The organism is Pseudomonas sp. JV245A (genome assembly GCF_032424515.1).
GTDB classification, from domain to species: domain Bacteria; phylum Pseudomonadota; class Gammaproteobacteria; order Pseudomonadales; family Pseudomonadaceae; genus Aquipseudomonas; species Aquipseudomonas protegens.
In genome coordinates, this window is the sequence record NZ_VYKE01000023.1 from 43,998 (window position 1) to 66,025 (window position 22,028).

18 protein-coding genes are annotated in these 22,028 nt (G+C 61.0%); 5 read left to right on the plus strand and 13 right to left on the minus strand.

What is annotated here, in order from left to right; all coding sequences use genetic code 11:
• Positions 1-6 precede the first annotated feature (6 nt).
• Positions 7-2,697 (plus strand): DEAD/DEAH box helicase, encoded by a 2,691-nt coding sequence (locus F6S12_RS09755; RefSeq protein WP_315868864.1) that lies wholly within the window; start codon positions 7-9, stop codon positions 2,695-2,697.
• A gap of 54 nt (positions 2,698-2,751) precedes the next feature.
• Here the strand turns inward: F6S12_RS09755 and nagZ are convergent, their stop codons facing one another.
• Together nagZ and F6S12_RS09765 are read right to left on the minus strand one after the other, a co-directional pair.
• On the minus strand, positions 2,752-3,750 hold the full coding sequence (gene nagZ, locus F6S12_RS09760; RefSeq protein WP_169893376.1) for a beta-N-acetylhexosaminidase: 999 nt from the start codon (positions 3,748-3,750) through the stop codon (positions 2,752-2,754).
• 181 nt (positions 3,751-3,931) lie between these two features.
• Positions 3,932-4,639, minus strand: coding sequence for a TetR/AcrR family transcriptional regulator (locus F6S12_RS09765; RefSeq protein ID WP_152686067.1), 708 nt, complete (start codon positions 4,637-4,639; stop codon positions 3,932-3,934).
• Positions 4,640-4,890: 251 nt separating this feature from the next.
• Here F6S12_RS09765 and lexA point away from each other — a divergent pair, with 251 nt between their 5' ends.
• Together lexA and sulA are read left to right on the plus strand one after the other, a co-directional pair.
• The gene (gene lexA, locus F6S12_RS09770; protein ID WP_011060269.1) at positions 4,891-5,496 is read left to right on the plus strand and encodes a transcriptional repressor LexA; all 606 of its coding nucleotides are present in this window, start codon (positions 4,891-4,893) and stop codon (positions 5,494-5,496) included.
• A 10-nt stretch (positions 5,497-5,506) separates the two neighbouring features.
• Complete coding sequence (gene sulA, locus F6S12_RS09775; protein ID WP_011060268.1) at positions 5,507-5,980, plus strand: SOS-induced cell division inhibitor SulA; 474 nt, start codon at positions 5,507-5,509, stop codon at positions 5,978-5,980.
• Between the two features lie 106 nt (positions 5,981-6,086).
• Here sulA and F6S12_RS09780 read toward each other — a convergent pair whose 3' ends face one another.
• The 10 genes from F6S12_RS09780 to F6S12_RS09825 all read right to left on the minus strand — a co-directional run bounded on the left by F6S12_RS09780 (position 6,087) and on the right by F6S12_RS09825 (position 17,237).
• Entirely contained in the window at positions 6,087-6,320 is a 234-nt protein-coding gene (locus F6S12_RS09780; protein WP_011060267.1) for a hypothetical protein, read from the minus strand.
• A 158-nt stretch (positions 6,321-6,478) separates the two neighbouring features.
• The gene (locus tag F6S12_RS09785; protein ID WP_015634814.1) at positions 6,479-7,036 is read right to left on the minus strand and encodes a LemA family protein; all 558 of its coding nucleotides are present in this window, start codon (positions 7,034-7,036) and stop codon (positions 6,479-6,481) included.
• Between the two features lie 3 nt (positions 7,037-7,039).
• Complete coding sequence (locus F6S12_RS09790; protein ID WP_152686066.1) at positions 7,040-8,056, minus strand: hypothetical protein; 1,017 nt, start codon at positions 8,054-8,056, stop codon at positions 7,040-7,042.
• Positions 8,056-9,090, minus strand: coding sequence for a hypothetical protein (locus F6S12_RS09795; RefSeq protein ID WP_315868865.1), 1,035 nt, complete (start codon positions 9,088-9,090; stop codon positions 8,056-8,058). The genes F6S12_RS09790 and F6S12_RS09795 overlap by 1 nt, the downstream gene beginning before the upstream one ends.
• A 50-nt stretch (positions 9,091-9,140) precedes the next feature.
• Positions 9,141-9,665, minus strand: coding sequence for a DUF6586 family protein (locus F6S12_RS09800; protein ID WP_047336171.1), 525 nt, complete (start codon positions 9,663-9,665; stop codon positions 9,141-9,143).
• Positions 9,666-9,829: 164 nt separating this feature from the next.
• Positions 9,830-12,442, minus strand: coding sequence for a type I DNA topoisomerase (topA, locus tag F6S12_RS09805; RefSeq protein ID WP_011060262.1), 2,613 nt, complete (start codon positions 12,440-12,442; stop codon positions 9,830-9,832).
• A gap of 114 nt (positions 12,443-12,556) precedes the next feature.
• Entirely contained in the window at positions 12,557-12,793 is a 237-nt protein-coding gene (locus F6S12_RS09810) for a DUF1653 domain-containing protein (protein WP_019093731.1), read from the minus strand.
• 99 nt (positions 12,794-12,892) lie between these two features.
• On the minus strand, positions 12,893-14,068 hold the full coding sequence (gene fadA, locus F6S12_RS09815; protein WP_011060261.1) for an acetyl-CoA C-acyltransferase FadA: 1,176 nt from the start codon (positions 14,066-14,068) through the stop codon (positions 12,893-12,895).
• Positions 14,069-14,096: 28 nt separating this feature from the next.
• Entirely contained in the window at positions 14,097-16,244 is a 2,148-nt protein-coding gene (fadB, locus tag F6S12_RS09820; protein ID WP_315868866.1) for a fatty acid oxidation complex subunit alpha FadB, read from the minus strand.
• A 555-nt stretch (positions 16,245-16,799) separates the two neighbouring features.
• Positions 16,800-17,237, minus strand: a complete 438-nt coding sequence (locus tag F6S12_RS09825) for a hypothetical protein (protein ID WP_015634809.1) — start codon at positions 17,235-17,237, stop codon at positions 16,800-16,802.
• Between the two features lie 100 nt (positions 17,238-17,337).
• Between F6S12_RS09825 and F6S12_RS09830 the strand changes: the two genes are divergently transcribed.
• Entirely contained in the window at positions 17,338-17,775 is a 438-nt protein-coding gene (locus F6S12_RS09830) for a universal stress protein (protein ID WP_011060258.1), read from the plus strand.
• A 95-nt stretch (positions 17,776-17,870) separates the two neighbouring features.
• Here F6S12_RS09830 and F6S12_RS09835 read toward each other — a convergent pair whose 3' ends face one another.
• The gene (locus tag F6S12_RS09835) at positions 17,871-19,790 is read right to left on the minus strand and encodes an ATP-binding cassette domain-containing protein (RefSeq protein ID WP_011060257.1); all 1,920 of its coding nucleotides are present in this window, start codon (positions 19,788-19,790) and stop codon (positions 17,871-17,873) included.
• A gap of 213 nt (positions 19,791-20,003) precedes the next feature.
• On the opposite strand from F6S12_RS09835, the gene F6S12_RS09840 reads away from it, so the two are divergent.
• The gene (locus tag F6S12_RS09840) at positions 20,004-21,932 is read left to right on the plus strand and encodes a transglycosylase SLT domain-containing protein (protein WP_011060256.1); all 1,929 of its coding nucleotides are present in this window, start codon (positions 20,004-20,006) and stop codon (positions 21,930-21,932) included.
• Positions 21,933-22,028 lie beyond the last annotated feature (96 nt).

Consider the following 22,028-nt stretch of genomic DNA (forward strand, 5'->3'; position numbering starts at 1 on the left):
GTCCCTATGACCCCGCCCCTGACCAAACCCCTGGCCCCCTCCTGGGTCAACCGCTTCAAGGAACAAGCCTTGGAGCGTGGCCGGCGCTACGCCCTGGAAAAACGCGTGCGCATCGCCACGGCCGGAGACAGCGCTATCACCGCCAGTTGCGAAGGCTCCGGCGGCACTATGTACCGGCAAACCATCACCCTGCGCGAATCGAGCAAGGGCAACCTGCTGCTGATCGACGCCCACTGCACCTGCCCAGTACGCAGCAACTGCAAGCACATCGCTGCGGTGCTGCTACAAGTGGAGGAAACCCTGGCCTACCCGGCGGCAGCCCAGGACGCCGAACTGCTGGAAAAGCTCTCCGCAGTCCTCGACAGCCGTCGCCCCGCTGCCCTGCCCCAGGTACTGCTGGAGGACGTGCGCCCGGTGCCGCGGCTGTGGCTGGCAAGCATCGAGTTCAGCGCCTTCGAACCGCGCAACGGCAAGATGCAGCGCTACATCCAGCACCGCGCCGCACTGTCGTTCAACTACAGGGGCGAATACGCCAGCGGGCAGAAGAACACCGATGTGATCATCCGCCAGGAACACCAGAGCCTGCGCATCAAGCGCCAGCCCGAGCTGGAGCAGGGCTGGCGCGAGCAATTGCGAGGCCTGGGCTTCAAGATCGCCACCCGGCAGAGCAAGGCACTGCCGGAAAGCGCCGGCGAGTTGTTCGAGATGGTCAACGACAGCGCCTGGCTGACCTTCACCCTCAATGAGTTGCCGAAGCTGCGCAGCCAGGGCTGGGAACTGCAGATCGACGAAGACTTCGGTTTCGACCTAACGGCGGTGGACGACTGGTATGCCAGTGTCGATGAAGTGCCGGGGCGCGACTGGTTCGACCTGGAACTGGGGATCATCGTCAACGGCGAACGCTTGAGCCTGCTGCCGATCCTGCTCAACCTGATGCGCTCCCACACCGAGATCCTCAACCCCGAACGCCTGGCCAGGCGCCGTGACGACGAGTTGATCCTGGTGAACATCCCCAATCGCCTCAACTCTCCCCATGGCCCGCTGCAAGTGGCCCTGCCCTATGGCCGCCTGAAACCGGTACTGGCGACCCTGGGCGAGTTCTACCTGCAGGAACCGGGAGAGACCACCCTGCGCCTGAGCAGCGCCGACGCCACGCGCCTCAACCCGCTGCAGGACCTGCCGCTGCTCTGGGAAGGCGGCGAGCACATCCGTACCTTTGCCCAGCGCCTGCGGGACATCAGGGACTACTCGGCGCCGGTACCGCAGGGTTTGAATGCCACCTTGCGCCCTTACCAACTCGAAGGACTGAGCTGGATGCAGTCCCTGCGACAGCTGGAGGTGGGCGGCATCCTCGCCGACGACATGGGGCTGGGGAAAACCCTGCAGACCCTGGCGCACATTCTCAGCGAGAAAAACGCCGGGCGCCTGGACCGCCCCTGCATGGTGGTGATGCCCACCAGCCTGATTCCCAACTGGCTGGACGAGGCCGCGCACTTCACTCCGCAACTCAAGGTCCTGGCACTGTATGGCGCCGGGCGCAAAAGACATTTCGAACAACTGGCCGACTACGACCTGCTGTTGACGACTTACGCGCTGCTACCCAAGGACATCGAGCGGTTGGCGGCGCAACCCTTGCACGTGCTGATCCTGGATGAGGCGCAGTACATCAAGAACCCGTCGAGCAAGGCCGCCCAGGCCGCCCGGGAGCTCAACGCCCGGCAGCGCCTGTGCCTGTCCGGCACGCCCCTGGAAAACCACCTGGGGGAACTCTGGTCGCTGTTTCACTTCCTGCTGCCGGGCTGGCTCGGCGATGCCAAGAGCTTCAACCGTGACTACCGGGTACCGATTGAAAAGCACGCCAGTGAGGTGCGCCTGCAGCACCTCAACGGCCGGATCAAGCCCTTCCTGCTGCGCCGTACCAAGGAGCAAGTGGCCACCGAACTGCCGCCCAAGACCGAAATTATCCACTGGGTCGAGCTCAACGAGGCGCAGCGTGATGTCTACGAAACCATGCGCCTGGCCATGGACAAGAAAGTGCGCGACGAAATCACCCGCAAAGGTGTGGCGCGCAGCCAGATCATCATTCTTGAAGCCCTGCTCAAACTGCGCCAGGTGTGCTGCGACCTGCGCCTGGTCAACGACTCGCCACCCACACGGGGCAGCTCCTCAGGCAAGCTCGACAGCCTGATGGAAATGCTTGAAGAACTGTTTGAAGAGGGGCGGCGGATTCTGCTGTTCTCGCAGTTCACCTCGATGCTGAGCCTGATCGAGGCCGAGCTGAAACGGCGCAACATCGCCTACGCCTTGCTCACTGGCCAGACCCGGGACCGGCGCACTCCGGTACGGGACTTCCAGAGCGGCAAGCTGCAGATTTTCCTGATCAGTCTCAAGGCCGGTGGTGTCGGCCTCAACCTGACCGAAGCCGATACGGTGATTCACTACGACCCGTGGTGGAACCCGGCCACCGAGAGCCAGGCTACCGACCGCGCCTATCGCATCGGCCAGGAAAAGCCCGTGTTCGTCTACAAGCTGATTGCCCGAGGTACGGTGGAAGAAAAGATCCAGCACCTGCAGCAGGAAAAATCGGACCTGGCGGCAGGCGTGCTTGATGGGCGCAAGGCCGGTGACTGGAAGCTGCAGAGCGACGACATCGAAGCCTTGTTCGCCCCACTGCCGGACAACAAGGGCGGCCGCTGAGACCGGCCACGTGCGGGGGCATCCAGAATTGCCCGGAGCCCCCTTGCGAAGTCGTCAGTCGATCAACTGGGCATCCTTGAGGGCACCCAGTGCCGCCAACCAACGCGGATCCTGCTTGTACTCGATATTGGCGAAGGCCTGGCCACGCATCCGCGCGATGCGTGGCGAAGGCTGCACCTTGAGGCGCTGCACGGCACTCAGGGCCAGCTCGGCGGCAGCACGGTCATTGCATACCAGCCCCATGTCGCAACCGGCGGTCAGCGCCGCTTCGATCCGGCTTGCCGCGTCCCCGACGACATGGGCGCCGGCCATGGACAGGTCATCACTGAAGATCACCCCGTCAAATTGCAGCTCTCCACGCAGGATGTCCTGCAACCAGTAGCGCGAGAAGCCGGCCGGTTGAGGGTCGACTTGCGGATAGATGACGTGCGCAGGCATCACTGCCGCCAACTGCTTGCTCAGACGAGCAAAGGGCAGCAGGTCCTTGGCGCGGATTTCATCCAGACTGCGCTCGTCATTGGGGATCGCCACATGGGAGTCGGCCTCGGCCCAGCCGTGCCCGGGAAAGTGCTTGCCGGTAGCGGCCATGCCGGCGCTGTTCATACCGCGGATAAACGCACCGGCGAGCAACGCCGCCTGTTCGGGGTCGCCCTCGAAAGCCCGGCTGCCCACCACCGCGCTGCGCTGGTGATCAAGGTCCAGTACCGGGGCGAAGCTCAGGTCCAGCCCCACCGCCAGCACCTCGGTGGCCATGACCCAGCCACACTGCTCGGCCAGGTACTCGGCATTCGGATTGTCGGCCAGAGCACGCATGGCCGGCAGGCGCACAAAGCCCTGGCGCAGACGCTGCACCCGACCGCCCTCCTGGTCCACGGCCAACAACAGGTCCGGGCGAATCGCCCGAATCGCCGCGCACAGCTCCCGCACCTGGCGCGGATGTTCGATATTGCGGGCAAAGATGATCAACCCACCGACCTGCGGCTGGCGCAGGAGTTGGCGATCTTCGGCCGTCAGCCAGGTACCGGCGACGTCCACCATCAAAGAGCCTTGCAGGCCAGCAGTCATAGAAATTCCTTAAGCACTACGATGGCTTCCAGGCAACGCTGATCGAGCCGCATCCGCATGGATGCAGCCGGGCCGAGCAGCATCGGCGCAGGGAAGGCACGGGATATAGAACGAGAATCGGCATGGGCGGCTAGCTTAGCGGATGTAAGCTGTCGCGCCCACCCGTGGGTCAGGCCTTGGCGGCTGCCGGGGCCGATTTGCTGCGCGGCTTGAGCTGGGCGCTGGCCATGACTTCGTCGGTGACGCCGGTTTCGGCACGCATGCCGGCGGCGAGGAACGGCACCATCAGGCGCATCACCTGCTCGATGGAGGTATTGACCCCGAAATCGGTTTCGGCGATAGCCCGCAGCGCCTTGATCCCGGACATGCTGAACGCCGCAGCACCGAGCATGAAGTGCACGCGCCAGAACAGCTCGATGGGCGGAATACGCGGCGCCGCTTCGTTGACCAGCAGCATGTAGCGGCGGAACACCTTGCCGTACATGTCCTCCAGATAACGCCGCAAGTGCCCCTGGCTCTGGCTGAACGCCAGCCCCAGCAGACGCATGAAGATCGACAGGTCGTTACCGCTGCGCGGCTGCACTACCAGGGCCTGCTCGACGAGGATTTCCAGCAGCTCTTCCAGGCTCGGCTTGTTCTCCGGCCTGGACTGACGGCGCTCAAGCTCACGATCGAGACTGATGCAGAACGGGCCGAGGAAACGCGAGAATACCGCCTGGATCAAGGCCTTCTTGGACCCGAAATGATAGTTGACCGCTGCCAGGTTGACCCCGGCCTTGCTGGTGATCAGCCGCAATGAGGTTTCGGCAAAACCTTTTTCCGCGAACAACTGCTCGGCAGCATCGAGAATGCGTTCAACGGTTTCCGACTGGGCCATGGCTACTCCGCCTGACAAACACTTGTTTGAAACATACGTTTCAGGCTTTGCAATGTCAAGCCTGCCGGCCTCTGCGCAAGCCGTCCGGCGCGCTATTTAATCACACCTGCCGGCCACTGTAGCCAGCCTTAGGCGCAGGATTGCGGCCCCCGGATGACAACCGCTCGGCCGCCACAGGCAAAAGGAAGATTGCCAAGCGACGTTCACTGTATATAATCCCAGTCACTGTATAAAAAGACAGAGCGATCGACATGCTAAAACTGACGCCACGCCAAGCTGAGATTCTGGCTTTTATCAAACGCTGCCTCGAAGACAACGGCTACCCGCCCACCCGTGCGGAAATTGCCCAGGAACTGGGATTCAAATCGCCCAACGCCGCTGAGGAACACCTCAAGGCCCTGGCCCGCAAAGGCGCCATCGAGATGACCCCGGGTGCCTCCCGCGGAATCCGCATTCCCGGCTTCGAAGCCAAGGCCGACGATACCCTGCCGATCATTGGCCGTGTCGCCGCCGGTGCACCGATCCTGGCCCAGCAGCACATCGAAGAGTCCTGCAATATCAACCCGACCTTCTTCCACCCTCGCGCCGACTACCTGCTTCGCGTCCATGGCATGAGCATGAAGGACATCGGCATCTTCGACGGTGACCTGTTGGCGGTACACACCACTCGCGAGGCCCGCAATGGCCAGGTCGTGGTGGCGCGCATCGGTGATGAGGTCACGGTCAAGCGCTTCAAGCGCGAAGGCAGCAAGGTCTGGCTGATTGCCGAGAACCCTGAATTCGCCCCCATCGAAGTCAACCTGAAAGATCAGGATCTGGTGATCGAAGGCTTGAGTGTCGGCGTCATTCGCCGCTAAAGGAGGCTCCATGCAGTTCCCCCACACACCACAGCAAGCACAACTGCCACTGTTCGAGGCGTTCCTGGCCCAGCCATTGGCGCCCGCCCTCAAGGAAGTGGTCGAATCGCCCTGGAACAAAGATCCAGAAGCCTTCAGCGAGCTGTCGTTACGCGGCGCCGCCGGGAACTGCCTGAACCTATTGGCACCGATCCTACGGGAACTCAGCCAGGACCAGGACGCGCGCTGGCTGACACTGATCGCCCCGCCCTCCAGCCTGACCCAAAGCTGGCTACGGGACGCCGGCCTGAATCGCGAGGGGATCCTGCTGCTGCACCCCCGGGGCAATCAGAGCCCGCAACAACTCGCCTGCGAGGCCCTGCGCCTGGGTCGCAGTCATACCGTAGTCAGCTGGTTGAACCCGTTGAGCGCCAGCGCCCGGCAACAGCTGATCAGCGCCGCACGTACTGGCGATGCGCAGAGCCTGAATATTCGCCTGGGATGAAACACCGGGAAAGCGTGGGATTTTCGCTTGAATGACACAAGGCTTCTCCAGGATTGAGAAGCCGGAACAAATGCGACGGATGACCGGAGAAACCCGATAGACGGGCTTAGTGCAGAACCCGCGGGCCATCTTCCTTGTCAATTTCACCTTCAACCAGTCGACCGGCCATCTGTACGCCGACGCTCAACATGGCCTTGGCCACTTCCACGTGCTGACCTTGCAGAAAGGCTTTGGCATCCTCGGAGAAATCCAAAGTAACCAGAGAACCCTCGTCCTCAGCTCTGCGCAGCTCGATACGGCCGTCTGGCAACTCGACAATTTCTAGAAAGGACGTTGGCATAAAGGTCTGGTCTCCACGAAAGGGCGGGATTATATCAGTCATCACCCCCGCCCCGCTCAGGATCTTGCAGGGGGATCGTGCCCCCTCACCAGGAATTACTTCCCGATCCTTGCAATCAACACCTAGCCACACCGACCCCAAGCCCGCGCCAGCCCCCTTCAGAAATTCGGCTTGTATTCAAAACCCGCCGAGGCCTGGCTGTCGGAAAACGGCGTGATCAGCGACTTCTTCAGGGCCAACCGATTGACCAAGGAGCCGGGAAACATCTGAATGGAGTTGTTGAAGTGCTCCACATTCAGGTTGAACAGGGTAATCGCCCCACCGATATTGCCTTCCTGCTCGGCAACCTCACGCATCAGGTTGCTCAACAACTCGACGGACTTGAGGTCGGGGTAGGCCTCAAACGCAAGATTCAAACCGCCCAGCAAAGCCTTGGTGCCCTGGTCTACCGACTTGAGCGCATCACCGTCGGCTGCGGATGGCAAGCTACCAATGGCACTACGCAGCCCAACGATCTTTTCCAGCAACTGGCTTTCATAAGCCTGGAAGCCAGCCACTTGCGGCTCCAGCATGTCCAGCACCTTGATCCTCTGGCGCTGGTAGGTCAGCACATCCGACCAGGCCCGCTGGGCACGGTTATGCGCACCGACAATCTTGTTGTAGTGCACATAGGCAAGAACGCCCAAGGCAATCGCGATGACCAGCAACAACTCCATACTCTACTGCTCCATTTCATCAGTGACCTTCAGCGGAAGATCGAAATTGTTGTCGTGCAGCTCCGCCAACTCATGCACCAAGGCCAGCACCGGAAACAGGTTAGGCAACGGCAGGCCCTGCTCGATATTGGCGTAGAAGCTCGGCAGATCGTCAAACGTGCCCGGATCCTTGTAGGCCATGACCTCGGCATCATCGAAGCTCAGACATAAATGGCCCTCGCTGGAGAATTCCAGATTCACCTTTTTCAGCCGCCGACGAAGTTCCAGCAAGAAAGCCAGGGTGGTGGGCGTTGCGAACTTCGCGCAAGCCAGCTCACTATCACCGGTGAAATTGAAGCTTCTGTTGAAGTCATCGGAAGTGGTCTCAAAGACTTTGCGCTTCTTGCTCTTGGTATTTGGCAGATCACTGCGCACCATCACTCCTCTGACCCAAGGAAAGTCCACCACCAGGCTGAAGCGATCGAAACTCTCATAGACCCGCTCGCTCTCGCCATCGGATTTGCGTTTGTAGTGGGAGTTCACATAACGCAGATGGTGAAAGACAAAGGACAACTGATGCCGCGGGCCCTGGTAGGTCCCCCTGGCTGAAGCCTCGATACGGCGGCTGTCATTGCCGCGATCATAGTCGTCGAACTCACTGCTCAGTTGCGTGAAACGCTCATCGGCGGTTCCGCCCGGGTCCCAAAGGCCGTTACTGAGAAATGAACACTTACGGGCTATTTTCTGCGGTAACTCGTCTAACACGGCTTTACGACCCATCCAGGTATACAAGGTGGCAAAACCCAGGCAGGCCGTCGCAAACCACATCAGCTCCACACCCGCCATGGCCGGGATCGCCGACACAATAGCCAGCATCAACAGCAGCCAGGACTGGGCATGATCGAAATCCAACCCTCCCCTGAAGGACTGGAGCCTGGCGATGACCCTCAATAGATCCTCGTTGCTCCTGGCTCGAGCCACCTCTGCATTGCTAGTGGCCAACAACTTCACCAACTCGGCATCGTGCTTGAGAAACTGCATTACATTTCCTTGATCAAGTTGCCAACCTCAGGAACATCTGGAACAGCAGCAAGAGCATGGCCGTCATGCAACTGCGCCAACCGATGCACCAGCTCCAGCAGTGAATACAGCTTCGGCAACTCGATACCCGCCTTGATCCGCTCGCGAAAGACCGCCAGGTCACTCAGCGAGCCCGGATCGGCATGGGCAATGATGTCCGCATTATCAAAGCTCAGACAGAGCCGCCCTTGACTGGAAAACTCCAGATTGACCCGGTAAAGGTGGCGTGAAAGCTCCATCAGGAGGTCCAGGGTTGCTGGCCTGGCGAAGTGTTCGCAACAGGCCTGATCATTACCGCGCAGTACAAAGACCTGGTCGAAATCGTCGCGACCGGTCTTGAACGGCTCCCCCGCCAATGACACTTCCAGGGGACTGGAGCGAACCGTAATCTCTGTCACCCACGGGAAATCCAGCACCAGGCTGTAGCGGTTGTACGTGTCGTAGACAGTGCGATAGCTGCCGCCGGCACCACGCTCTTGCCTGGAATTGACGTACTGCAGATGGTGATACTCGAACGCCAAGGACTGGCGAGGCCCCTGGTAGACACCCAGGAGCGAGTCCTGGATATGACGTCGCTCATTACCCCGCTGGTAATCGCTGAACTCGTTGTTCAGCCTTTTCAGGCGCCAGTCGGCACTGCTGTCGGACTCGCTCAAGCCATGATGAAACATTACGCACTTGCGCACGATGCTTGCCGCCAGATCAGTCAAGGAGCCAGAGGCCCCTTTGCTGACGTAATAGCTAAAGAAACACAGAGCCAGAAACACCCAGAACATCCCGCCCATGCCGTCCATCAGCAGCGCGACAGCCAGGGAGGCAAGCGCCAGGACCAGAAGCGTTATTGCCTGCACATGGTCGAATTCCAGACCGCCGGGGAATATCTCCAGCCTGTCGAGCACTTCCAGCAAGTCAGTATTGGACTGGGCACGAACCACTCGCACCCGGCAATCGTTCAGCAGGCGAAGCAGCGCCTGGTCACGCAAGAAGAACAGCATGAATCTTCCTTGATCAAATAGTCACGCCACCAATCAAGCAGCGCTCAGGATCAACACTCGTTAAGGCCATCCCTGAAACGAATGGCCAGGGCCTTGAGGTTCTGCCGCCAGCTTTCCAGCTCTTCCCGACTCAGTGCCTGCTCGGGCTCCTCTTCATCCAGATTGACCGCAACAATCAGTGGCTGGGTTACGTCGCCCTTGGGCTTGTGCGGCGCCTGTGGCGGCTGAAACAGCTCGCTGTAAGCAGACAGCAGTTGCGCCAGCCAGGTTTGCGGGCTGTGCGCCAATTCCACCAGCTCTGCCAGCTCGGGAATGGCAATGCTTTGCAGCACTTCACGATTGAGGATCTGCTCGACCCGGGCCGCATTGGCCTGCGGCAGCCGATAGAACCCGGCAATTTCATGGCACAGCCCCAGCAAGGCCCCGTACAGGTGGAACAGCACCGACTCGCGCCCCGCCTGGACCTGCGCCTGGGCATTCATGGCCCGCCCTTCCTCAGCGCGTGCCAGGGCTTCGAGCGACAGACCGGCAAAGTAGATTTTCTGATTGGTACGGGTATAGAGCTCGTGGGCCATATGGGCAGCCTCCACTGCGAAAAGAGAACCAGATGCAGACGGCACAGTTTCAGGGATCACTCCAGCTTGCCGCAAGCAAAAGAAAGGCCGCATGCCCCCTTGAAGGAGTCATGCGGCCCTGTTGGTCGCTACACCGAGAAGCTAGCCCTCGGCAGGCCAAGCACTTAGCGCTTGTCTTCGACCTTCCATTTACCGCCGTCGTAGAAGGCACGCCAGCCGGTCGGCTTGCCGTCGACTTCGGTCTGCACGTACTGCTCCTTGGTCTTGCGGCTGTAGCGCACCACCGCAGGGCGGCCGTCCGGGTCCTTCTGCGGAGCTTCGCAGAGGAAGTGGTACTTGGGATCGATCTCATCCTTGTGCGGGATCAGTTCCAGCACCAACGGCGCACGGGTCTCGCGGTTTTTCGGGAACTGACTGGCCGCCAGGAACAGGCCCGAAGCGCCATCGCGCAGGATGTAGGTGTCGTTGACCTTCTCGCACTTGAGCTCGGGCATCTTCACCGGGTCCATCTTCGGCGGCGCCGCGTCACCGCTTTTCAGCAGCTTGCGAGTGTTCTTGCAGGTCGGGTTGGTGCAACCGAAGAACTTGCCGAAACGGCCGGTCTTGAGCTGCATCTCGCTGCCGCACTTATCACACTCCAGGCTCGGGCCTTCATACCCCTTGATCCGGTAGCTGCCCTCTTCGATCTCGTAGCCGGCGCAATCCGGGTTGTTACCGCAGATGTGCAGCTTGCGCTTTTCGTCCAGCAGGTAGGCATCCATCGCCGTACTGCAGATCGGGCAACGATGCTTGCCGCGCAGCACCAGGGATTCGGACTCGCCCTCGTCATCCGCGGCGATCTCGTCGCCAGGCACCAGGTTGACGGTGGCCTTGCAACGTTCCTTGGGTGGCAGGCTGTAGCCCGAGCAGCCGAGGAACACGCCAGTGGAGGCGGTACGGATCTGCATCGGCCGGCCGCAGGTCTGGCATGGGATATCGGTCATTACCGGCTGGTTGGCGCGCATGCCGCTTTCGGCGCCCTCGGCCACTTCGAGCTTCTTCTTGAAGTCGCCGTAGAATTCGTCGAGGACGTTCTTCCAGTCGCGCTCGCCCTGGGCCACGTCATCGAGATTCTCTTCCATGCCGGCGGTGAAGCCGTAGTCCATGAGATTGGAGAAGCTCTCGGAAAGGCGCTCAGTGACGATGTCGCCCATCTTTTCCGAATAGAAACGACGGTTGTGCAGGGTCACATAGCCGCGATCCTGGATGGTCGAAATGATTGCCGCATAGGTCGAAGGACGACCAATGCCGCGCTTTTCCATTTCCTTCACCAGGCTGGCTTCGGAGTAACGCGCCGGGGGCTTGGTGAAGTGCTGGCTCGGATCGAGCTTGATCAGCTTCAGCACTTCGCCCTGGGCCATTTCCGGCAGCACATCGTCATCGCCCGGCTTGGCCATCTGCGGCATGACCCGGGTGTAACCGTCGAACTTGAGGATGCGGCCCTTGGCACGCAGCTCGAAGTCGCCAGCGGCGACGCTGACGGTGGTGGACAGGTATTGCGCCGGCAGCATCTGGCAGGCGACGAACTGGCGCCAAATCAGCTCGTAGAGGCGCTCAGCGTCACGTTCCATGCCCGACAGCTTGCTTGGGTGGGTGTTCACATCGGACGGACGAATCGCTTCGTGCGCCTCCTGGGCCCCTTCCTTGCTGCTGTAGACATTGGGCGAAGCCGGCAGGTACTTATTGCCGAACTCGTCTTCGATATAGGTACGCGCCATCGCCACGGCATCGGCCGAGAGGTTGGTGGAGTCGGTACGCATATAGGTGATGTAGCCGGCTTCATACAGACGCTGGGCCATCATCATGGTCTTCTTCACGCCGAAGCCCAGGCGATTGCTCGCAGCCTGCTGCAGGGTGGAGGTGATGAACGGCGCCGATGGCTTGCTGCTGGTGGGCTTGTCTTCACGCTTGGCGACGCTGTAGGCCGAGGCCTTGAGCTTCTCCAGGGCGGCCATGGCCTGTGCTTCGTTGAGCGGTTTGAAGGCTTCGCCGTTTTCACGGGCCACTTCAAAACGCACATTCGAGCCCTTGGCAGTGCCCAGGTCAGCGTGTACTTCCCAGTATTCTTCCGGGATGAAGGCACGAATCTCACGCTCGCGCTCCACCACCAGCTTCACGGCTACCGACTGCACGCGACCGGCAGACAGGCCACGGGCAATCTTCGCCCACAGCAGCGGCGAAACCATGTAGCCCACCACGCGGTCGAGGAAGCGTCGCGCCTGCTGGGCATTGACTCGATCAATGTCCAGCTCGCCCGGCTGGGAGAAGGCTTCCTGGATCGCCTTCTTGGTGATTTCGTTGAACACCACGCGCTTGTAGCGGCTGTCATCACCGCCGATGGCTTCCCGCAGGTGCCAGGCAATGGCTTCCCCTTCGCGGTCCAAGTCCGTTGCGAGATAGATGGTGTCGGCATCCTTGGCAAGGCGGCGCAGCTCTTCGATGACCTTTTCCTTGCCAGGGAGGATTTCGTACTTGGCTTTCCAGCCGTGCTCGGGATCGACGCCCATGCGCGACACCAGCTGCTTGCGAGCCTTTTCCTTCGGCGACAGAGCCGGGGCTTCGCCCGCAGCGGCCTTGCCACGCTTGGCGGCTGGCTCCTTGGCGGCACTTGCCGAACCGCTGGTGGGCAGGTCTCGGATATGGCCGATACTCGACTTCACCACGTATTGGTTACCCAAGTACTTGTTGATGGTCTTGGCCTTAGCCGGGGATTCCACAATGACCAGCGATTTGCCCATGGATCAGAAAATTCCTGAATTCGAGAAGTGAAAGGCGGTTGGCGCCTGACGCGGCACCGCTATATATAGTGGCAACAGGGTGAGGTCAAGCGCAGGGTACTGCGCGACCTGTACTCATGCCGGTGAAAAAAGACTGGGTTCGGCCTGCACCAAAGCAAAGCGCGGGACCTGCTCGCCGTCAACTTCGACCGACTCCAGGAACATGCTCAAGGGCCGCACCCAAAAGCCGTAATCCCCATACAGGGCTTGGTAGAACACCACTTCTTCTTCCGTTTCCGAGTGCCGCGCCACGCTGAAAACGCGGTACTGCGGCCCCTTGTAATGCTGATAGAGCCCGGGTTGTAACTGCATGCTCTGGCCCTCGTGCAATTTTTTTCAAAATAAAGACAAACAAATCTTCAGAAAAACAAAAACCGGGGCACTGGGCCCCGGCTTCCATCAACCCAACGCTTAAACGCGTTCGAAGACGGTCGAGATACCCTGGCCAAGGCCGATGCACATGGTGGACACCCCGAAGGTGCCGCCATTCTGCTTCATGACGTTAAGCAGGGTCCCGGAGATACGTGCGCCGGAGCAACCGAACGGGTGACCCAGGGCGATCGCGCCGCCGTGCAGGTTAACCTTCTCGTTCATCTTGTCGAGCACTTTCAGATCTTTCAGCACTGGCAGGGCCTGTGCAGCGAAAGCTTCGTTGAGCTCGAAGAAGTCGATATCGTTGATGCCCAGGCCCGCGCGCTTCAGGGCTTTCTGCGTGGCCGGTACTGGACCATAGCCCATGATGGCCGGATCCACACCTGCAACGGCCATCGAACGAATCACCGCCATCGGCTGGATACCCAGGTCCTGGGCACGCTGGGCCGACATCACGATCATGCACGAGGCACCGTCGGTGATCTGCGACGAAGTACCGGCAGTCACGGTACCACCTTTAGGGTTGAACGCCGGCTTCAGGGCCGCCAGGCTCTCCAGGGTGGTCTCGGGACGGATGGTTTCGTCGTAGTCGAACAGTTTCAGGAAACCGTTCTCGTCGTAACCCTGCATCGGGATGATTTCATCCTTGAACTTGCCTTCCACAGTCGCCTTGTGGGCGAGCTGGTGGGAGCGCACGCCAAAGGCGTCCTGCTGCTCACGGGTGATACCGTGCATCTTGCCCAGCATCTCGGCGGTCAGGCCCATCATGCCGGAGGCTTTGGCTGCGTACAGGGACATGTGCGGGTTCGGATCGACACCGTGCATCATGCTCACGTGGCCCATGTGCTCGACGCCGCCGACCACGAACACGTCACCGTTGCCGGTCATGATCGCTTGCGCGGCAGTGTGCAAAGCACTCATGGACGAGCCACACAGGCGGCTGACGGTCTGGCCGGCCGAGGTGTGCGGGATCTGGGTCATCAGCGACGCCATGCGTGCGATGTTCCAGCCCTGCTCCAGGGTCTGGTTGACGCAGCCCCAGATCACATCCTCGACTTCCGCCGGGTCGACCTTGGCGTTGCGTTCCAGCAGTTTGCTGATCAGGTGCGCCGACATGTCTTCGGCGCGGGTGTTGCGGTGCATGCCGCCCTTGGAGCGGCCCATCGGAGTACGACCGAAGTCGACAATCACGACGTCTCTAGGATTCAAGCTCATATGTTCACTCTCGCTCTAGTGTGGGCGCTTAACCGAAGAAGCTCTGGCCGTTCTTGGCCATTTCACGCAGCTTCGCGGTCGGGTGGTACAGCGCGCCCAGATCGGCGTACTGGTCGGCCAGGGCAACGAACTCGGCAACACCGATGGAATCGATGTAGCGCAGCGCACCGCCACGGAATGGAGGGAAACCAATGCCGTAGACCAGGCCCATGTCAGCTTCGGCAGCGGTTTCAACGATGCCGTCTTCCAGGCAACGAACGGTTTCCAGGCACAACGGGATCATCATCCAGTTGATGATGTCTTCGTCGGTGACTTCACGCTGTTCGTAGACAATCGGCTTGAGCACTTCCAGCACCGACGGATCGGCCACCTTCTTCTGCTTGCCCTTCTTGTCGGTTTCGTAGGCGTAGAAGCCCTTGCCGTTCTTCTGGCCCAGGCGCTTGGCTTCGTAGAGCACGTCCACGGCCGAGCGGCGATCGTCCTTCATGCGATCCGGGAAGCCTTCGGCCATGACGTCACGACCGTGGTGGCCGGTGTCGATGCCAACCACGTCCATCAGGTACGCCGGGCCCATTGGCCAGCCGAATTTCTCCATGATCTTGTCGATGCGCACGAAGTCCACACCGGCGCTGACCAGCTTGGCGAAACCGCCGAAGTACGGGAACAGCACGCGGTTGACCAAAAAGCCCGGGCAGTCGTTGACCACGATCGGGTTCTTGCCCATTTTCTTGGCGTAGGCAACGGTGGTCGCTACCGCCAGTTCGCTGGACTTCTCGCCACGGATCACTTCCACCAGCGGCATCATGTGCACCGGGTTGAAGAAGTGCATGCCGACGAAGTTTTCCGGACGCTTGAGGGCCTTGGCCAGCAGGCTGATGGAAATGGTCGAGGTGTTGGACGCCAGGATGGTGTCCTCCTTGACCTGGCCTTCCACTTCAGCCAGCACGATCTGCTTGACCTTGGGGTTCTCGACCACGGCTTCAACCACCAGGTCGACGTTGCCGAAGTCACCGTAGGACAGGGTCGGACGAATGCCGTTGAGCACTTCAGCCATCTTCGCGGCGGTCATGCGGCCTTTGTCAACACGGCCCACCAGCAGTTTCGCGGCTTCCGCCAGCCCCTGCTCGATGCCGTGTTCGTTGATGTCCTTCATCAGGATCGGCGTGCCTTTGGAGGCCGACTGGTAGGCGATGCCGCCACCCATGATACCGGCGCCGAGCACGGCGGCCTGCTTCACGTCCTTGGCGATTTCGTCGTAGGCCTTGGCCTTTTTCTTCAGTTCCTGATCGTTCAGGAACAGGCCGATCAGGCTTTGCGCAGCAGAGGTCTTGGCCAGTTTGACGAAGCCGGCGGCCTCTACTTCCAAGGCTTTGTCGCGGCCAAAGTTGGCGGCTTTCTGAATGGTCTTGATCGCTTCGACCGGTGCCGGGTAGTTCGGGCCAGCCTGGCCGGCCACGAAACCTTTGGCGGTTTCGAAAGCCATCATCTGCTCAATGGCGTTGAGCTTGAGCTTTTCCAGCTTCGGCTGGCGCTTGGCCTTGTAGTCGAACTCGCCGGAAATGGCGCGCTTGACCAGGGCCAGAGCGGCGTCCTTGAGTTTGTCGGGAGCAACTACGGCGTCGACGGCACCGACTTTCAGCGCGTCTTCAACACGGTTTTCCTTGCCGGCGGCAATCCACTCGATGGCGTTGTCGGCACCGATCAGACGCGGCAGGCGCACGGTACCGCCGAAGCCCGGGTAGATGCCCAGCTTGACTTCCGGCAGGCCGATCTTGGCACTGGCAGCCATGACGCGGTAGTCCGCCGCCAGGCACATTTCCAGGCCGCCGCCCAGGGCGATGCCGTTGATCGCGGCAACGGTTGGCACGTTGAGGTCTTCGAAATCGCTGAAGATCTTGTTGGCTTCGAGGTTGCCTGCCACCAGCTCGGCATCCGGCAGCTTGAAGTTGTCGACAAACTCGGTGATGTCGGCGCCGACGATGAACACGTCCTTGCCGCTGCTGACGATCACGCCCTTGATCGAAGCATCTGCCTTGATGGTGTCAACAGCCTGACGCAATTCGTTCAGGGTTAGACGGTTGAACTTGTTGACGGACTCACCCTTGAGGTCGAAATTCAATTCGACGATGCCACTTTCAAGAGCCTTAACCGTGATGGCTTTACCTTCGTAAATCATCAACTGATCTCCACGATATGGAAGCTGAACAGTACACGTCGGACGCTGACTTCTGGCATGGCACTAACGTCACCGTCGATGCTAACGCCAATCCGCCAGGCACACCCGCCAACGCGATAGTCGGGATTCTGTATAGAGCCGCCTGCGATGCAAACGCTCATTTCATACGCCCGTTTGATTTGGGTACGCCACATTCAGGGAAAATCCGGCAATTGTCAATCGTCCAAAATGCTGTTTGAAACGCGACTTTGCGGTCACTCCATTGCTCCCTGGACGATCAACACGCCCCTGCATTCATAACCATTCATAGGATCTATATTTAGAAAATGCGCCCTAAATCTCCCACTGAATGGGAGAAAGAGCGACTACGCTGGGAAAATATCTGAAGAAGCCGCACAGTTTGTGCGACAGGGGCACCGCCCCATTCTGCAAGAGGCCACCCCGGGTGGCAGCCACGAGATTACCGGCCTGCCTGGCCATCCCCGCCCGATGCTGATATCGGGCTTTTTATTGCCGGCTGCCCGCGATTGCCGCGCGCACCCTCCCCTGGATGACTCAGGCCAACGCCTTGAGCACCGAGGCAATATCCTGCAAAACACTGACCTCGCCGCGCTCGTTCCAGTACAGGGCGATCATCTGCTTGTCCGCCTCGACCTTGAACACCCCTGCCGGCAAGGCCTGGAAGTGCTTGAGCAGTGGCTCATCGACACAGGGCTCGCGCCACTGATTGACCCAGTTGCCCGGCGCGATCTGCCAATAACTCCAACACACAGGCTGCCCGCTGCGTCGTGGCCGGTGATACTGCGGGCAAGGGTTGGGCGGCTCCTGGCCCAGCCAGTGCGGCCACTCCTGAGGGGCCAGTTGCATGGCCAGGCCCATGCGTCGCGCCTCCATGCGCAAGGCGATCAACCCGCTCTGGCGACGAGAAGGTCGCAACCACGCCAGCGGACTGAGAACTACCGCAAGGATTGACACCACTATCCAGACCGTCATATCTGTACTCTCGATTTTTGATGAGCGGGACCTGGGTCAAACCAACCCGCTTGAAACCAGCCATACTTGAAGCTATTGCAACCCTCAGGAGGAGCACCTCATGCCCTACCACCATATTCTGGTCGCCGTAGATCTAACCGAAGAGTGCGATCCTGTTATCCACCGTGCTCGCGAACTGTCGGTGAGCAATGGAGCCAAGCTGTCCCTGGTGCACATTGTCGAACCCATGGCCATGGCCTTCGGGGGCGACGTCCCCATGGATCTTTCGCAGTTGCAGCAGCAACAGTTCGACCAGGCCCGGGAGCGTCTTGATCGGCTGATCAACAAGTACCCGGAGCTGACCAAGGAATACAGTCACCTGACCTACGGCCAGCCGCGCCAGGAAATCCATCACCTGGCCAAGGAGCAGGAATGCGACCTGATCGTGGTCGGCAGCCACGGCCGACATGGCCTGGCCCTGCTGCTGGGCTCCACCGCCAATGACGTCCTGCACGGCGCACCTTGCGACGTGCTGGCCGTGCACCTGGTCAAACGCTGAACCCGCCCCGAGGGTTGCCGGCTCCCAAAAGCTGGCAAGCGCACTGAAAAAAAGCCCGACTCTGCAGTCGGGCTTTTTTATCAGCAACCGGTCACTCAGGCATCCAGTTCGGCCCAGCGCTCGACCATCTGCTCCAGTTCGGCATTCAACTGCTCAAGGCGGGCAATTACCGCCGCAGTTTCCGCCGCCGGGCGCTGATAGAAACCAGCGTCGGCCATTTCCGCCTCGACCCCGGCGATCTGCTGCTCCATGGCATCGATCTGCCCCGGCAAAGCCTCAAGCTCGCGCTGCAATTTGTAGCTGAGCTTCTTTTTCGCCGCCGGCGCTTCCTGGGCAGGAGCCGGAGCCGCCTGTACCGGTGCCACCACTGCAGAATTCAGCTCGGCCTTGCCGGACTTGTTCTCGGTCACTCCCAGCAACCGCGGCGAACCGCCCTGGCGCAACCAGTCCTGATAGCCGCCGACGTACTCGCGCACCTTGCCTTCGCCTTCGAAGACCAGGGTGCTGGTCACCACGTTGTCGAGGAATGCCCGGTCGTGGCTGACCATCAGCACAGTGCCCTGGAAGGTCAGCAGCACCTCTTCCAGCAGTTCGAGGGTTTCCACATCCAGGTCGTTGGTCGGTTCATCGAGCACCAGCAGGTTGGCCGGTTTACTGAACAGCTTGGCCAGCAGCAACCGCGCACGTTCGCCGCCAGACAACGCCTTGACCGGCGTGCGAGCACGCTGCGGGCTGAACAGGAAGTCGCCGAGGTAGCTCAGCACGTGGCGGCTCTGGCCATCGATCTCAATGAAGTCGCGACCTTCGGCGACGTTGTCGATCACGGTCTTTTCCAGATCCAGTTGATGGCGCAACTGGTCGAAGTAGGCCACGTCGATACGCGTACCCTCTTCCACCTTACCGCTGCTGGGCACCAGGCCACCGAGCATCAGCTTGAGGAGCGTGGTCTTGCCGGTACCGTTGGCGCCCAAGAGGCCGATGCGGTCGCCGCGCTGCAGGACCATGGAGAAGTCCTTGACCAGGAACGGACCGTCCGGGTGAGCGAAGCTGACGTTCTCCAGCACCATCACCTGCTTGCCGGACTTGTCTGCGGTTTCCAGCTGGATATTGGCCTTGCCGGTACGCTCGCGACGTTCGCTGCGCTCGACACGCAGCGCCTTGAGGGCGCGCACGCGGCCTTCGTTGCGGGTGCGCCGGGCCTTGATGCCCTGGCGAATCCAGACTTCCTCCTGGGCCAGGCGCTTGTCGAACAGCGCGTTGGCGGTTTCTTCCGCCGCCAGCATGGCTTCCTTGTGCACCAGGAAGCTGGCGTAGTCGCCGTTCCAGTCGATCAGGCCGCCGCGGTCCAGTTCGAGGATGCGGGTGGCCAGGTTCTGCAGGAAGGAACGGTCGTGGGTAATAAAGAGGACGGCCCCCTGGAAATCCTTCAGCGCCTCTTCCAGCCAGGCGATGGCACCGATGTCCAGGTGGTTGGTGGGCTCGTCGAGCAGCAGCAGGTCCGGCTCGGACACCAGGGCCTGGGCTAGCAGCACGCGACGACGCCAGCCGCCGGACAACTCGGCGAGGGTCTTGTCGGCCGGCAGCTGCAGGCGGCTCAGGGTGCTGTCCACCAGTTGTTGCAGGCGCCAGCCGTCACGGGCTTCGAGGTCGTGCTGGACGTGCATCAGTTTTTCCAGATCGGCGTCGGTGACGATGTTCTGGCTCAGGTGGTGGTACTGAGCCAGCAACTCGCCGACACCGTCCAGGCCCTGGGCGACCACGTCGAACACGGTCCGCTCGTCGGCCACCGGCAATTCCTGGGGCAATTCGCCGATCTTCAGACCGGGTGCGCGCCATACGGAGCCGTCGTCGGGCTTCTGATCGCCCTTGACCAGCTTCATCATGCTGGATTTGCCAGTACCGTTACGGCCGATGATGCACACCCGCTCACCACGGGCGATCTGCCAGGACACCTTGTCCAACAACGGCATGGCGCCGAAAGCAAGGGACACATCGCTGAATTTGAGCAGGGTCATGTTCTTCTCCAAAAACCGGGCGCGCATTCTACCTGAGTTGAGCCCGCAGAAGGCCGGGTATTTCGCCCACGAGGGCGCTCGCGGCACATTTGTTGCCAACTGATGCCAGCAGGCCGGCAAAGCTTTCACCGGTTGCTGGCAAAAGGCTAAGCTAGTGAGCAATCAGTGTTGGCCCTGTCGGCACTTGTCATGATTTCTCTGCCCGGATGTCTCATGCGCAGTCGCCTTTTCAGTGTTTTATCTTGCCTGCTTCTTTCCACCACAGCCGTCCACTGCGCCCAGGCGGCAGACCTGACTCTACAGCGCCAGTATTACGATGAAGCCAAGCGCGCCCTGGCCAAAGGCGATTCCGGCCCCTATTTCCGTTATGCCGATGCGCTGCGCGACTATCCGCTGGAGCCCTACCTGGCCTACGACGAGCTCACCGCCCGGCTGAAATCCGCCAGCAACCCCGAGATCGAGAAGTTCCTCGCCGAACATGGGGACCTGCCCCAGGCCAACTGGATGAAACTGCGCTGGTTGCGCTGGCTGGCCGAACGCGGCGACTGGGCGACCTTCACCAAGTACTACGATCCGAAACTCAACTTCACCGAACTGGACTGCCTCAATGGCCAGTACCAGCTGGGGCACAACCTCAAGGCCGAAGGCTACGCCGCCACCGAGAAGCTCTGGCTGACCGGCAAATCCCAACCTGCTGCCTGCGACGCGTTGTTCGCCCAGTGGGCCGCCGAAGGCCAGTTGACCGAACAGAAGCGCTGGCAGCGAGCCAAACTGGCCGCCGAGGCCCGCAACTATCCCCTGGCCAACAGCCTGGTAAAGAGCATGACCACCCTGGCGCCCCAGGGCCGCCTGCTGGTGGACGTGGCGCAAAAACCCGAACTGCTGAGCCAGCCCTCGCGCTTCCAGCCTGCCGATGAAGCCATGTCCGACGTGGTTGGCCTCGGCCTGCGCCGCCTGGCGCGCCAGGATCCGGACAAGGCCATGGCCCTGCTGGATGGCTATGCCAGCAGCATGCACTTTTCCCGTGACGAAAAAGTGGCCATCGCCCGCGAGATCGGCCTGACCCTGGCACGGCGCTTCGACAGCCGCGCCCTGGACGTGATGACCAAGTACGATCCCGAGCTGCGGGACAACACCGTCTCCGAATGGCGCCTGCGCCTGCTGCTGCGCCTGGCGCGCTGGGAAGACGCCTACCAGCTGACCCGCAAGCTGCCCCAGGACCTGGCCACCACCAACCGCTGGCGCTACTGGCAGGCCCGTAGCCTGGAACTGGCCGAACCGAAGAACCCTCAGGCCCAGGTATTGTTCAAGGGCCTGGCCCGTGAGCGGGATTTCTACGGTTTCCTTGCCGCCGATCACGCCAAGGCGCCCTACCAGCTCAACAACCAGCCGCTGATGCTCAGCCAGGCCGTGATCAACAAGGTACGCAACACCCCGGGTGTACGCCGTGCCCTGGAGCTGCATGCCCGCGGGCAGATCGTCGACGGCCGCCGCGAGTGGTACCACGTCAGCCGGCATTTCAACCGCGACGAAATGGTTGCCCAGGCCAAGTTGGCCTACGACCTGAAATGGTACTTCCCGGCCATTCGCACCATCAGCCAGGCCCAGTACTGGGATGACCTGGACATCCGCTTCCCCATGGCCCACCGCGACACCCTGGTGCGCGAAGCCAAGGTTCGCGGCCTGCATTCCAGCTGGGTGTTCGCCATTACCCGCCAGGAAAGCGCCTTCATGGACGACGCCCGTTCCGGCGTCGGCGCCAGCGGCCTGATGCAACTGATGCCCGGCACCGCCAAGGAAACCGCGCGCAAGTTCAGCATTCCCCTGGCCTCGCCCCAGCAAGTGCTGGACCCGGACAAGAACATCCAGTTGGGCGCCGCCTACCTGAGCCAGGTCCACAGCCAGTTCAACGGCAACCGGGTACTGGCTTCCGCCGCCTACAACGCCGGCCCCGGGCGGGTGCGCCAGTGGCTCAAGGGGGCCGACCACCTGAGTTTCGATGTCTGGGTGGAAAGCATTCCTTTCGACGAAACCCGCCAGTACGTGCAGAACGTACTGTCCTACTCGGTGATCTACGGCCAGAAGCTCAATTCGCCGCAGCCCCTGGTGGACTGGCACGAACGCTATTTCGACGATCAGTAAGCACCGACCCACAACAAAAAATGCCCGCAGCAATGCGGGCATTTTTGTATCTCCCCCAACACCCCCCAATACCAGTAGCCGCTGCCGAGCCTGCGA

Bases quoted from the DNA above. Each gene is read 5' to 3' on its own strand.
- F6S12_RS09800 (WP_047336171.1), bottom strand. From the start codon at position 9,665: ATGGCCCACGAGCTCTATACCCGTACCAATCAGAAAATCTACTTTGCC.
- F6S12_RS09825 (WP_015634809.1), bottom strand. From the start codon at position 17,237: ATGACGGTCTGGATAGTGGTGTCAATCCTTGCGGTAGTTCTCAGTCCG.
- F6S12_RS09835 (WP_011060257.1), bottom strand. From the start codon at position 19,790: ATGACCCTGCTCAAATTCAGCGATGTGTCCCTTGCTTTCGGCGCCATG.
- lexA (WP_011060269.1), top strand. From the start codon at position 4,891: ATGCTAAAACTGACGCCACGCCAAGCTGAGATTCTGGCTTTTATCAAA.
- F6S12_RS09765 (WP_152686067.1), bottom strand. From the start codon at position 4,639: ATGGCCCAGTCGGAAACCGTTGAACGCATTCTCGATGCTGCCGAGCAG.
- F6S12_RS09830 (WP_011060258.1), top strand. From the start codon at position 17,338: ATGCCCTACCACCATATTCTGGTCGCCGTAGATCTAACCGAAGAGTGC.
- fadA (WP_011060261.1), bottom strand. From the start codon at position 14,068: ATGAGCTTGAATCCTAGAGACGTCGTGATTGTCGACTTCGGTCGTACT.
- F6S12_RS09795 (WP_315868865.1), bottom strand. From the start codon at position 9,090: ATGCTGTTCTTCTTGCGTGACCAGGCGCTGCTTCGCCTGCTGAACGAT.
- F6S12_RS09840 (WP_011060256.1), top strand. From the start codon at position 20,004: ATGCGCAGTCGCCTTTTCAGTGTTTTATCTTGCCTGCTTCTTTCCACC.
- F6S12_RS09755 (WP_315868864.1), top strand. From the start codon at position 7: ATGACCCCGCCCCTGACCAAACCCCTGGCCCCCTCCTGGGTCAACCGC.
- fadB (WP_315868866.1), bottom strand. From the start codon at position 16,244: ATGATTTACGAAGGTAAAGCCATCACGGTTAAGGCTCTTGAAAGTGGC.
- F6S12_RS09790 (WP_152686066.1), bottom strand. From the start codon at position 8,056: ATGCAGTTTCTCAAGCACGATGCCGAGTTGGTGAAGTTGTTGGCCACT.
- F6S12_RS09785 (WP_015634814.1), bottom strand. From the start codon at position 7,036: ATGGAGTTGTTGCTGGTCATCGCGATTGCCTTGGGCGTTCTTGCCTAT.
- sulA (WP_011060268.1), top strand. From the start codon at position 5,507: ATGCAGTTCCCCCACACACCACAGCAAGCACAACTGCCACTGTTCGAG.
- topA (WP_011060262.1), bottom strand. From the start codon at position 12,442: ATGGGCAAATCGCTGGTCATTGTGGAATCCCCGGCTAAGGCCAAGACC.
- F6S12_RS09780 (WP_011060267.1), bottom strand. From the start codon at position 6,320: ATGCCAACGTCCTTTCTAGAAATTGTCGAGTTGCCAGACGGCCGTATC.
- F6S12_RS09810 (WP_019093731.1), bottom strand. From the start codon at position 12,793: ATGCAGTTACAACCCGGGCTCTATCAGCATTACAAGGGGCCGCAGTAC.